This window comes from Massilia niabensis (assembly GCF_042655085.1).
Classification (GTDB): domain Bacteria; phylum Pseudomonadota; class Gammaproteobacteria; order Burkholderiales; family Burkholderiaceae_D; genus Telluria; species Telluria niabensis.
Map to the genome: position 1 here is coordinate 245803 of NZ_JBHSMU010000003.1, position 11985 is coordinate 257787.

General features: G+C 65.3%; 9 protein-coding genes. 4 read left to right on the plus strand and 5 right to left on the minus strand.

Annotation, left to right across the window (positions count from 1 at the left end; translation table 11 throughout):
* Nucleotides 1-271 precede the first annotated feature (271 nt).
* The 5 genes from guaD to puuE all read right to left on the minus strand — a co-directional run bounded on the left by guaD (nucleotide 272) and on the right by puuE (nucleotide 7496).
* The gene (guaD, locus tag ACFPN5_RS01205) at nucleotides 272-1582 is read right to left on the minus strand and encodes a guanine deaminase (RefSeq protein WP_379779259.1); all 1311 of its coding nucleotides are present in this window, start codon (nucleotides 1580-1582) and stop codon (nucleotides 272-274) included.
* A complete protein-coding gene (gene xdhC / locus ACFPN5_RS01210; protein ID WP_379779261.1) occupies nucleotides 1582-2586 on the minus strand; it encodes a xanthine dehydrogenase accessory protein XdhC in 1005 nt (334 codons plus the stop codon). Before xdhC ends, guaD begins: the two co-directional genes overlap by 1 nt.
* Nucleotides 2586-4937: a xanthine dehydrogenase molybdopterin binding subunit gene (xdhB, locus tag ACFPN5_RS01215; RefSeq protein WP_379779263.1), complete on the minus strand. Its 2352-nt coding sequence runs from the start codon at nucleotides 4935-4937 to the stop codon at nucleotides 2586-2588. Before xdhB ends, xdhC begins: the two co-directional genes overlap by 1 nt.
* Nucleotides 4938-4947: 10 nt before the next feature.
* The gene (gene xdhA / locus ACFPN5_RS01220; RefSeq protein WP_379779265.1) at nucleotides 4948-6441 is read right to left on the minus strand and encodes a xanthine dehydrogenase small subunit; all 1494 of its coding nucleotides are present in this window, start codon (nucleotides 6439-6441) and stop codon (nucleotides 4948-4950) included.
* Between the two features lie 107 nt (nucleotides 6442-6548).
* The gene (gene puuE / locus ACFPN5_RS01225; protein ID WP_379779267.1) at nucleotides 6549-7496 is read right to left on the minus strand and encodes an allantoinase PuuE; all 948 of its coding nucleotides are present in this window, start codon (nucleotides 7494-7496) and stop codon (nucleotides 6549-6551) included.
* 108 nt (nucleotides 7497-7604) lie between these two features.
* On the opposite strand from puuE, the gene uraH reads away from it, so the two are divergent.
* The 4 genes from uraH (at nucleotide 7605) to ACFPN5_RS01245 (ending at nucleotide 11850) form a co-directional block, all read left to right on the plus strand.
* A complete protein-coding gene (uraH, locus tag ACFPN5_RS01230) occupies nucleotides 7605-7958 on the plus strand; it encodes a hydroxyisourate hydrolase (protein ID WP_379779269.1) in 354 nt (117 codons plus the stop codon).
* Between the two features lie 82 nt (nucleotides 7959-8040).
* A complete protein-coding gene (locus ACFPN5_RS01235) occupies nucleotides 8041-8598 on the plus strand; it encodes a ClpP family protease (RefSeq protein WP_379779271.1) in 558 nt (185 codons plus the stop codon).
* 321 nt (nucleotides 8599-8919) lie between these two features.
* Entirely contained in the window at nucleotides 8920-10605 is a 1686-nt protein-coding gene (gene pilB, locus ACFPN5_RS01240) for a type IV-A pilus assembly ATPase PilB (RefSeq protein ID WP_379779273.1), read from the plus strand.
* Nucleotides 10606-10614: 9 nt separating this feature from the next.
* Nucleotides 10615-11850 carry a type II secretion system F family protein gene (locus ACFPN5_RS01245; RefSeq protein WP_379779275.1) on the plus strand — a complete coding sequence of 412 codons (1236 nt, stop codon included), beginning with the start codon at nucleotides 10615-10617 and terminating at the stop codon, nucleotides 11848-11850.
* Nucleotides 11851-11985 lie beyond the last annotated feature (135 nt).

Below are 11985 nucleotides of genomic sequence, written 5' to 3' on the forward strand. Positions count from 1 at the left end.
AACGGGTTCGTGAATGGTTGGCAATGTGGGGGCACGCGAGGGAACGTGGGGCTGTTGCCTGGGCCGGTATTGTGTGCTTGATCCGCGTGGGCACGGAGTGCCCACCCTACAAGAGGCGCTACTGGCGAGATCCGAAAAAGACCCCGAACCGTTCCGGGTTCTTTCGCCGAGGCCGAAGGCCGAATCTCCGGCGTATTCCGTAGGGTGGGCACTCCGTGCCCACGCGGATTGGAGGCACCAATAACGGATCAGGCAACAGCCCCACCCTGCCTCATGCCCCGCGCTCGTGCACCTTCGCGCCGGCGGCATACGTCGCCCGCACCGCCCGGTCATCCCCCAGCAGCGCCAGCGCGAACAGCTGCTCTTCGAGCGAATTGCAATGCGAACTGCGGCGCGCCAGCAGTGGCGTGCACTTCGGGTCGAGCACGATGAAATCCGCCTCGGCGCCGAGCGCGAAACTGCCGATCGTGCCTTCCAGGTCCATGGCGCGCGCCGCGCCCAGCGTGGCCAGGTAAAACATGCGCAGTGCCGGCAGGTAGCTGCCCTTCAGGCGTGCCACCTTGTAGGCTTCGTTCATTGTCTGCAGCATCGAGAACGAGGTGCCGGCGCCCACGTCGGTGCCGAGCGTGACAAGCGCGCCGGCGCCGTCGGCCTTTTCGAAGTCGAACAGGCCGCTGCCGAGGAACAGGTTCGAGGTCGGGCACACGGACGCTGCCGAGCCGGTCGCCGCCATGCGCGCGAAGTCGTCGTCATCGAGCCAGATGCAGTGGCCGAACAGCGCGCGCGGGCGCATCAGGCCGTAGCCGTCGTACACGTCGAGGTAGCTGCGCGCGTTCGGATACAGCTCGCGCACCCAGCCTACTTCGTCCTTGTTCTCGGACACGTGGGTCTGGATGAAGGTGTCGGGATAGGCCTTCGCCAGTTCCGCGATCGCCCCCAGTTGCGCTTCGCTCGAGGTCGGGGCGAAGCGTGGGGTGATCGCGTACAGCGAGCGCGCGTGCTTGTGCCACTTGTTGATCAGCGCTTCGCTCTCGCCCACCTGCCCTTCGGCGTCGCGCAGGAAGTCCGGGCAGTTGCGGTCCATCAGCACCTTGCCCGCGACCATGCGCAGGTTGCGCGCTTCGCTCGCCTCGAAAAAGGCATCCACCGATTCGCGGTGCACGGTGCAGTAGACCACCGCCGTGGTGGTGCCGCAGCGGGTCAGCTCGTCGAGGAAGAACTCGGCGGTCGCGCGCGCATGCGCCGGGTCGGCGAACTGGCGCTCGGTCGGGAAGGTGTAGGTCTCCAGCCAGGGCAACAGGCCCTCGCTTGGCGAGGCGATCATGTCCGTCTGCGGGTAATGCAGGTGGGTATCGATGAAGCCGGGCGTGATGATCTGGCCGCGGTAGTCGACAGGTTCCACGCCTGGCGGCAGCGTGGCGGCCAGCTGCGCGTAGTCGCCGGCTGCCTGGACGCGGCCGTTTTCGATGACGAGCAGGCCGTCCTCGATCCAGGCATGGGCGTTCTCGTGGAAGGCCGGGTCGGCGTGGAAATGCAGCAAGCTGGCACGGTAGGCTTGCACGGTCTGTGGTGCGGTGGACATCAGTTGGATTCCGAAGAAACTTGGAGGGAGCCGGGGGCGCCAGTGTCGAGCGCCTCCCAGACGGTCAGCAGTTGCGCCGCGCTTGATGTGGCGATCACGGCCGGGGCCTTGCCGGCAATGCCGGGCAGGCCGATCGGGCAGACCATGGCGTCGATGCGGGCATTATCGATACCGCGTTCGCGCAGGCGGTGCTCGAACTGGCGGCGCTTGGTATCGGAACCGATCAGGCCGAACCAATCCGCCGATTGTGTCGATGCGGGCCGCGACAGTATCGCGATTGACAGGCGCAGGTCAAGTGCATGGCTGTGGGTCATGACCAGGAAGGTCGTGCCAGGCGCGGCGGCGTCGACCAACGCCTCGGGCGTGTCGGTCGCTTCGACCGTGACGTTGGCCGGGACGCCAGAGGGGAACATGTCGTCGCGCTCGTCGACCCAGGTGACGCGGCAGGGCAGCTCGGCGAGCGCACGCACGATGGCGGCACCGACGTGGCCGGCGCCGAACAGCATCAGGTGCGCGCGTGGCGCCACGACGGGGTCGACCAGCCAGCGGCGGCCGGAGGGGTCGTGCATCACGTGGGTGCCGAGGGTGCCGTCGAAGGCCGGGACGGGGCCGCCGGCGAGTTGAGTACCGTCGCCGTCGAACAAGGCCCATCCCCCATCCAATGCGACCACGCGGATCGTATCCAGGTTGCGGCGCGTATTCAGCAGCGCCATCTGGTCACGGTCCGCCACCTCGAACATCAGGTGCGCAATTCCGCCGCAGCACTGCCCCAGGCTTGGCCCCAGGGCAAACCGTTCGAGTCGGGGCGTTCCACCCTCTTCCAGCATCGCGCGCGCCATCTCGATCGCCCGATGCTCCAGGTGACCGCCCCCAATGGTGCCGGCAAAGCCGTCGCGCATGACGAGCATCTTCGCGCCGGGTTCGCGCGGCACGGAGCCTTCGACGATAGCGACCGTCACCAGCACGGCCGGCGCACGCAGCGCAGCATTCAGCCAGTCGTCCATCACGCTTGTTGTGCAACCAGTGATGCAGTGGCCGACTCCACGGCCGCGATGGCGTCGAGGATTTCCTCGCTCGTTGCCGGCGCATTCAGGGGAGGATGTACCTTGTGCCCGCCCACGCTCGAGACCGCGTTGCGGATGGCGAAGAACACCGAGAACGGCAGCAGCAGCGGCGGCTCGCCCACTGCCTTGGAGCGGTGGATGCTGTCCTCGACGTTGCGGTTTTCGAACAAGCGCACGCGAAAATCGCGCGGGCAGTCGGACACGCCGGGGATCTTGTAGGTCGACGGTGCGTGCGTCATGAGTTTGCCGCCCGGGTTCCACCACAGCTCTTCCGTCGTCAGCCAGCCCATGCCCTGGATGAAGGCGCCTTCGACCTGGCCGATGTCGATCGCCGGATTCAGCGAATTGCCGGCGTCGTACAGCACATCAGCCCGCAAGAGCTTCCATTCGCCGGTGAGCGTGTCGACCACGACTTCGGACACCGCGGCGCCATAGGCGAAGTAGGAGAAAGGCCGGCCGTTCATGGTCTTTGCGTCCCAGGACAGGCCGGGCGTGGCATAGAAGCCGTCGGACCAGAGCTGCACGCGCGCCAGGTACGCCTTCTGCACCAGCGCCGGGAACGGCACTTCCATCTCGTTCACGAACACGGTATCGGCCGCGAAGCGCACCTCGCCGGCATCCCCGCCATACTGCGCGGCGGCGAAAGCGGCCAGGCGTTCCCTGATCTGGCGCGCCGCGTCCTGCGCGGCCTTGCCGTTCAGGTCGGCGCCGGTGGAGGCGGCCGTGGCCGAGGTATTCGCGACCTTGCTGGTGTTGGTGGCGGTGGCGCGCACGCGGTCCATGTCGACGCCCAGTTCGTGGGCCACGACCTGCATTACCTTGGTGTTGATGCCCTGCCCCATCTCGGTGCCGCCATGGTTGACCATGATCGAGCCGTCCACATACACGTGCACCAGCGCGCCGGCCTGGTTCAGGTGGGTGACGTTGAAGGCGATGCCGAATTTGACGGGCGTGAGTGCCAGGCCTTTTTTCAGGACCGGGCTGGCGCGGTTGAAGTCGTCGATGGCTGCGCGCCGCGCGCGGTATTCGCTGGAGGCTTCCAGCTCGGCCACCAGTTCGTGGATGACGTTGTCGACCACCGCCTGGCCATAGGGCGTGACGTTGCGCTCATCCTTGCCATAAAAATTGCGCTTGCGGATGTCGAGCGCATCGACGTTCAAATTGCGCGCGATCTCATCGAGCACATATTCCATCGCAATCGCCCCCTGCGGGCCGCCGAAGCCGCGGAAGGCCGTATTCGACTGCGTATTGGTCTTGCCGCAGGCGGCGCGGATGTCGACATCAGACAAGTAATACGCATTGTCGTAATGGCAGACCGCGCGCGTGGCGACGGGGCCGGACAGGTCGGCCGAATAGCCGGCGCGCGAGACCATGTCGACTTTCGCGGCCAGGATGCGGCCCGTGTTGTCGTAGCCGACCTCGTATTCATAATAGAAGCAGTGGCGTTTTCCCGTCACCAGCATGTCGTCGTCGCGGTCGGCGCGCAGTTTGACCGGGCGCTTGAGCTTGGCGGCAGCGATGGCAGCGGCGGCTGCCCACAAGGCCGACTGCGATTCCTTGCCGCCGAAGCCGCCTCCCATGCGCCGGCACTCGACCACGACATGGTGCGAATGCAGGCCGAGCGCATGGGCGACGACGTGCTGCATTTCGCTCGGGTGCTGGGTCGAGCATTGCACCAGCATGCCATTGTCTTCGCCGGGGATCGCGTAGGCGATCTGGCCTTCCAGGTAGAACTGTTCCTGCCCGCCGACATACAGTTTGCCGGCGACCTTGCGCGGCGCGTTCGCGAACGCAGTCTCGGCGTCGCCGCGCGCCAGGCGCATCGGCGGCACGACATAGGATTTTGCGGCGTGCGCTTCCTGGGGCGTGAGGATGGCCGGCAGCTCGTCGTATTCCACCTTCGCCAGGCGCGCGGCGCGCCGTGCATTGTCATGGGTGTCGGCGACGACGATGAAGATCGGCTGGCCGACGTATTGGACCAGTCCGTCGGCGAGGATCGGGTCGTCGTGGATGATCGGGCCGCAGTCGTTGGTGCCGGGGATGTCGCGCACTGTCAACACCGAGACGACGCCGCGCGCGGCGCGCACGGGCGCGAGGTCGAGCGAGACGATGTTGGCGTGCGGCTTGGCGGACAAACCAAGGGCCGCGTGCAGCGTGCCCGCGACCTCCGCGATGTCGTCGGTATAGGTGGCCTGGCCGAGTACATGCAGCGTAGCCGACTCGTGCGGCCGGGCGCGGCCGACCGCGCTCCACGCCGCCGCTTTGAATGCTGGTGCGCCTGCGTCGTTCATGATGTTCTCCTTACGCGCGCGGCACGCATGCCGCGCCTGCGAATGCGTTGACGGAAGTCGCGGGCAGCGGGTTGTCGCTGCGGGTCTCCAGCCAGAAGCGGCGCAGCAGGTTTTGCGCCGTCTTCATGCGGTAGCTGCTCGAAGCGCGCATGTCGGACAGCGGCGCGTAATCCTGGGCCAGCGCGCCCATCGCCTCCTGCAATGCAGGCTCGCTCCAAGCGCGGCCGGTGAGCACAGCTTCCGCAGCGGCGGCACGTTTTGGGGTGGCGGCCATGCCGCCGAAGGCGATGCGCGCCTCGACGACGATGTCGTTCTCGACGCGCAAGGCAAACGCCGCGCACACGGCCGAGATATCCTGGTCAAAACGCTTGGCCAGTTTATAGGTGCGGAAGCGCACGCCCTCGCGTGGCAGCGGCACACGCAGCGACGCCACGAACTCGTCGGGCCGCAGGTCCTTTTGCTGGTAACCGAGATAAAAATCTTCCAGCGCCAGTTCGCGTTCACCTTGCGGCCCACGCAGCACCAGGCGCGCGCCGAGCGCGATCAGCCAGGGCATCGAGTCGCCGATCGGCGAGCCGTTGGCGACGTTGCCGCCCAGCGTGCCGGCGTTGCGGATCGGGAGCGAGGCAAAGCGCTGCCACATCTCTTTCAATTCGAGCGGATAGTAGCGGCACACGACCGCGTAGGCGTCCTGCAGGGTGACGCCAGCGCCGATCTCGAGCATGTCGCTGGTCTCGCCCACTGACTTCAGCTCTTCCACTTGGCCGAGGTAGATGATGTCGTTCAGCTCGCGCATCTGTTTCGTGACCCACAGGCCGACGTCGGTCGAGCCGGCGAGGATCAGCGCCTGCGGGTAGGCCGTGCGCAGTTTTACCAGTTCGTCGAGCGTGCGCGGCGCGTGGAAGCTGCGGTTTTCGAAGGTATAGGTATGGGTTTCGCCACGCTGCAGGGCGCGCAGTTGCCCGGCCACGGCTTCGCGGTCGAACTCGGCGCGCGGCAATTCCACCATGCGCGCGGCGGCGTCGATGATCGGGCGGTAACCGGTGCAGCGGCACAGGTTGCCCGAGAGCGCATCGTCGACCTGGCAACGCAGGGGTGGCTGACCTCGCGCCTCGCCTTCCTGTTTCAGGTACATGCCCCACAGCGACATCGCGAAGCCCGGCGTGCAGAAACCGCATTGCGAGCCGTGGCATTCGACCAGTGCCTGTTGCACCGGGTGCAGGCGCCCGTCGGGCAGCTGCAGGTCCTCGACCGTGAACAAGGCCTTGCCGTCGAGCGTGGGCGTGAACTGGATGCAGGAATTGACCGCCTTCAGTTCGAGCTGCCCATTTTCGAGAGAACCGACCACCACCGTGCAGGCGCCGCAGTCGCCTTCGGCGCAGCCTTCCTTGGTGCCGGTGCAGCGCAAATCCTCCCGCAGGTGCTGCAGGATGGTTTGCGTCGGCGCCACGTCCGTCACTTCATGGACGGCGTTGCGGAAATAAAAGCGGATCGGTTCGGCCATGCTTGTCTCGGATTTAACCCAGCGTGAAGGATACTCCCTGGGAGCGTCGACCCACTATGATTGACATCAGATATTGCTTATCATCGAATGAATATAATCGAACGGGATCAGCCCTCGTACGGATGGGTCGCCCGCCAGTGATTGGCGATGTCGATGCGGCGCGTGATCCACACATGCTTGTGCCCCATCACGTAGTCGAGGAAGCGCGCCAGCGACGCCGCCCGCGCCGGACGTCCCGCCAGCCGGCAATGCAGCCCGATCGAGAGCATTTTAGGCCGGTTCAGGCCATTCGGGTCGCCTTCCGCATACAGCACGTCGAAGGCGTCCTTCAGGTAATCGAAGAACTGGGTGCCGGAATTAAAACCCTGCATGGCAGCAAAGCGCATGTCGTTGGTGTCGAGCGTGTAGGGAACCACCAGGTGCGCCCGTTCGGCGGGCGCGCCGTCACTCCCCGTAAAGGCAACGTTTTGCCAGAACGGCAAGTCGTCGCCGTAATGGTCGGCATCGTAGGCGAAGCCGCCGTGCTCGACCACCAGGCGGCGCGTGTTGGGCGAATCGCGTCCGGTGTACCAGCCCAGCGGCGCCTCGCCCGTCAATTCGCGCAGGATCGCCACCGCCTCGCACATGTGGGCACGCTCGGTAGCCTCGTCCATGTTCTGATACGAGATCCAGCGCAGGCCGTGGCAGGCGATCTCGTGGCCGAGTTCGCGGAACGCCGCCACCGCCTCCGGGTTGCGCTGCAAGGCCATCGCCACGCCAAAGACGGTCAACGGCAGGCCGCGCGCTTCGAACATGCGCAGCAGCCGCCACAGGCCGGCGCGCGAGCCGTATTCGTAGAGCGACTCCATGCTCATGTGGCGCATCGGGAATGCCTGGGCCCCGACGATTTCGGAGAGGAAGGTTTCCGAGGCCGGGTCGCCATGCAGCACCGAGTTCTCCGCGCCCTCCTCGTAGTTCAGCACGAACTGCAGGGCGATGCGCGCCTCGCCGGGCCACTCGGGATGAGGAGGATTGCGGCCGTAGCCGACCAGGTCGCGCGGGTAGTTGGGATCCATGGCACAGTCGAAAAATGAAAGGTATATCGCCGATCTTATATTGACTCAAGTACAACGGTATATCATCCCATGAATACGCACCTTCAACCTGCTCGTATAGGAGAACCGATGGGCAAACTCAGTACCCACGTGCTCGACACCGCGCACGGGCGCCCGGCTGCTGGCGTGGCCATCGAGCTGTACGCGGTCGAAGCGGACAGCCGCACGCTGCTGGCCCAGGCGGCGACGAATGCCGACGGCCGCTGTGACGCCCCGCTGCTCGAGGGCAGCTCGCTGGCCGCCGGGCGCTATGAACTGGTGTTCGCGGCCGGCGACTATTTCGCTGCGCAGGGGGTGGCGCTGCCTGAGCCGCGTTTCGTCGACCGGGTGACGATCGCCTTCGGCGTGGCCGATCCTGCCCAGAACTACCATGTGCCGCTCGTCGTGACCCCCTGGTCGTATTCCACCTACCGAGGCAGCTGAGCCACACTGGATACAAAAAACCGCCAAGCGCGGTTGCATTGACGCAAGAACTTGCTATCCTGAGTTTTCAGGAGGAACGCCAATGTCCTTGCATATCGTTCATTTCATCGGTCCGATCAACCACAATTCCGCCTGCTGCGTGCGCAACCTGTGCCTGCAGGCCCTGCAAAGCGGGGCCAGCGAGATCGAGCTGCACATGTCGACCGAAGGCGGCAACATGACGGCCGGCTTCGCCTTGTACTTCTTCCTGAAGTCGCTGCCGGTGCCGCTCACCACCTTCAATATCGGCAGCGTCGAATCGGTGGGCGTCGTCATCTTCCTGGCCGGCGGCAAGCGCTTCGCCTGCCCCGGCGCCCGCTTCCTCGTCCATCCGCTGCACTGGGGCTTCGGCAACCTGGTCGCGGCCGACCATTCGCGCGTGTCGGAGTGGCGCGAATGCCTCGACTTCGACGCCGAACGCTATGCCAGCATCTTCGACGACGCCACCCGCGGCGCCCCCGAAGCCGGCGACATCCGCCCCCACCTGTTTGGCAATGCACGCATCTACACGGCCGAACAGGCCGTACGCGCCGGCCTCATCCACGAGGCCGTCCAGGCCCGCCTGCCCGCCATGGGCGCCACCTCGCACTGGTGGAATTGACTACGCGCGATTGAGCGACATCGAACCGGCGCATCAGTCCGCCGGTAATGTAGCTCTGGTCAAGCCGACAACACCCCTTAACGTCCCGCCAACAATGCCTTACCCACGGGGCGTCATGCCATTTCGTCTACGTGGCGAGAACGCATCTTTACCCTGTTGAAAGGCTTTACAAAATTGATGCCTGTAGGCATCATCCGAAAAGTCCGCGGCTTCAAAAAGCCCTGCGCGGCCTTCCTGTTGTTCCTCTAATCACCGGCTCCGCATTTGCTTATGGCAGCAGTCCTCCCAAGCACGACTTCAGGCACAGCGATGTCGGCGCCTATGTCCGGACTTGCGCGCGCGCTGGTGCAGGCGGGCCGCCTGAGCGTGCCGCAGGCCGACGCCTTCCAGAAAAAAGCCGCAGCGGACCGCACCAGCTTCATCGACGCCCTCCTGGCCGGCGGCGCGCTCGACGCAGGGTCGCTGGCGGCATTCTGCGCCGAGACCTTCGGCTATCCGCTCTTCGACCTGTCGACCTTCAGCCCGGATGCGCTGCCCGCCGGCGCGATCGACACCAAGCTGATGGCGGCGCAGCGCGTGATCGCACTGGCCAAGCGCGGCAACCGGCTGTCGGTGGCGATCTCCGACCCGACCAATACCCAGGCCCTCGACCAGATCAAGTTCCAGAGCGAGGCCGCGGTCGAGCCGGTGATCGTGGCGCACGACGCCCTGCTCGCCCTGCTGGCCACCCTGACCAGGAGCGCCGAGCAGAGCCTGAACGACCTGGCCGGCGACGACGCCGAGATCGAGTTCGCCGAGGAAGAAGCGGCAAGCGTGCCGCTGGAATCGACGAACGAGGTCGAGGACGCGCCGATCGTGCGCTTCCTGAACAAGATCCTGATGGACGCGGTGAACCTGGGCGCCTCGGACATCCACTTCGAGCCCTACGAAAAGTACTACCGCATCCGCCTGCGCGTGGACGGCGTGCTGCGCGACCATGCGATGCCGCCGCTCTCGATCCGCGACAAGCTGGTCTCGCGCATCAAGGTGCTGGCAAAGCTCGACATCTCGGAAAAGCGCGTGCCGCAGGACGGCCGCATGCGCCTGATCCTGTCTCCCACCCGCACCATCGACCTGCGGGTCAGCACGCTGCCCACGCTGTTCGGCGAAAAGACCGTCATGCGTATCCTCGATGCGACCCAGGCCCAGATGGGCATCGAGTCGCTTGGCTACGACCCGGACCAGCGCGCGCTGCTGATGGACGCGATCTCGCGCCCTTACGGCATGGTGCTGGTGACGGGGCCGACCGGCTCCGGCAAGACGGTCTCGCTGTACAGCTGCCTGAACGTGCTGAACAAACCCGGCATCAACATCTCGACCGCGGAAGACCCGGCCGAGATCAACCTGCCCGGCGTCAACCAGGTGAACGTCAACGACAAGGCAGGCCTGACCTTCCCGGTGGCGCTGAAATCCTTCCTGCGCCAGGACCCGGACATCATCATGGTCGGCGAGATCCGCGACCTGGAGACGGCCGACATCGCCATCAAGGCCGCCCAGACCGGGCACATGGTGTTTTCAACTTTGCACACCAACGACGCGCCCTCGACCCTGACGCGCCTGATGAACATGGGGGTGGCGGCGTTCAACATCGCCTCCTCGGTGATTTTGATCACGGCGCAGCGCCTGGCGCGTCGCCTGTGTAACTGCAAGCAGCCGCTCGAGATGGGGCGCGAGGCCCTGCTGGCGGCCGGCTACCGCGAAAGCGACCTCGAGGGCGACTGGAAGCCCTGGGGCCCGGTCGGCTGCGAGCGCTGCCTCGGTTCCGGCTACAAGGGGCGGGTCGGCATCTACCAGATCATGCCGATCAGCCCGGCGATCGAAGCCTTGATCCTGGCACACGGCAACTCGATGGAGATCGCCGCCCAGGCCGAGAAGGAAGGCGTGAACTCGCTGCGCCGCTCGGGCCTGATGAAAGTCAAACAGGGGCTGACCAGCCTCGAAGAAGTGCTCGGCTGCACCAACGAATAGGATTCATAAATGGCAACTTCCCTCACCACCCGGGGCCGCGGCGGCGCGCAAATCAAGGAAGCGGTCTACGCCTGGGAGGGCAAGGACAAGGCCGGCAAGACCGTGCGCGGCGAACTGCGCGCCGGCGGCGAAGCGATCGTCAACGTGACGCTGCGCCGCCAGGGCATCATGGTCACCAAGGTCAAGAAGAAGGTCTACCGCAGCGGTAAAAAAATCACCGACAAGGACCTGACCATGTTCACGCGCCAGCTGGCGACGATGATGAAGGCCGGCGTGCCGCTGCTGCAGGCCTTCGATATCGTCGGCAAGGGCCATGCGAACCCGTCGATGGCGAAACTCGTGCTCGACCTGCGCGCCGACATCGAGACCGGCACCAGCCTGAACAACGCCTTCCGCAAATACCCGCGCTACTTCGACCCGCTGTTCTGCAACCTGGTCGGCGCCGGCGAACAGGCCGGCATCCTGGAAGAGCTGTTGCACCGCCTGGCCATCTACAAGGAAAAGACGCTGGCGATCAAGTCCAAGATCAAGTCCGCCCTGACCTACCCGATCGCCATTCTCGCTGTCGCCTTCATCGTGGTCGCCGTGATCATGATCTGGGTGGTGCCGGCCTTCAAATCCGTGTTCGAAAGCTTCGGCGCCGACCTGCCCGCACCGACACTGATGGTGATGGCGATATCGGATTTCTTCGTGCAGTGGTGGTGGCTGATCTTCGGTTCGATTTTCGGCGCGATTTACTTCTTCTTCCAGGCCTGGCGCCGCTCGCTGAAGATGCAGCAGACCATGGATCGCATGCTGCTGCGCCTGCCGATCTTCGGCGCCGTGATCCGCAAGGCGACCATCGCGCGCTGGACGCGCACCCTGTCGACCATGTTCGCCGCCGGCGTGCCGCTGGTCGAGGCGCTCGATTCGGTCGGGGGCGCTTCCGGCAACGCGGTCTACCTCGAGGCCACGCGCCGCATCCAGACCGAAGTTTCAACCGGCACCAGCCTGACGACGGCAATGCAGAACGCCAACGTCTTCCCGAGCCTGGTGACGCAGATGGTCGCCATCGGCGAGGAATCCGGCGCGCTCGACGCCATGCTGGGCAAAGTCGCGGACTTCTTCGAGGGCGAGGTCGACGAGGCCGTCGCCGCCCTGTCGTCGCTGATGGAGCCGCTGATCATGGTCATCCTGGGCGTGCTGATCGGCGGGCTGGTGGTGGCGATGTACTTGCCGATCTTTAAGCTGGGTTCGGTGGTCTAAGCGGGGCTGGCTGGGCCGGTGCCGGTTCTCAGAATACTTCACAGCGTTTCAGAAAAAATCGCAGTGAATTCGCAGTGGTTCCTACGTAGTTCGCAGTAGCTCTACATCTGTCTGCCGTAGAGCTACTGCCTGGCT

What these genes read in the sequence shown, in the direction of transcription:
- guaD (WP_379779259.1), bottom strand. Translation starts at nt 1,582, where the DNA reads ATGTCCACCGCACCACAGACCGTGCAAGCCTACCGTGCCAGCTTGCTG.
- xdhC (WP_379779261.1), bottom strand. Translation starts at nt 2,586, where the DNA reads ATGGACGACTGGCTGAATGCTGCGCTGCGTGCGCCGGCCGTGCTGGTG.
- xdhB (WP_379779263.1), bottom strand. Translation starts at nt 4,937, where the DNA reads ATGAACGACGCAGGCGCACCAGCATTCAAAGCGGCGGCGTGGAGCGCG.
- xdhA (WP_379779265.1), bottom strand. Translation starts at nt 6,441, where the DNA reads ATGGCCGAACCGATCCGCTTTTATTTCCGCAACGCCGTCCATGAAGTG.
- puuE (WP_379779267.1), bottom strand. Translation starts at nt 7,496, where the DNA reads ATGGATCCCAACTACCCGCGCGACCTGGTCGGCTACGGCCGCAATCCT.
- uraH (WP_379779269.1), top strand. Translation starts at nt 7,605, where the DNA reads ATGGGCAAACTCAGTACCCACGTGCTCGACACCGCGCACGGGCGCCCG.
- ACFPN5_RS01235 (WP_379779271.1), top strand. Translation starts at nt 8,041, where the DNA reads ATGTCCTTGCATATCGTTCATTTCATCGGTCCGATCAACCACAATTCC.
- pilB (WP_379779273.1), top strand. Translation starts at nt 8,920, where the DNA reads ATGTCCGGACTTGCGCGCGCGCTGGTGCAGGCGGGCCGCCTGAGCGTG.
- ACFPN5_RS01245 (WP_379779275.1), top strand. Translation starts at nt 10,615, where the DNA reads ATGGCAACTTCCCTCACCACCCGGGGCCGCGGCGGCGCGCAAATCAAG.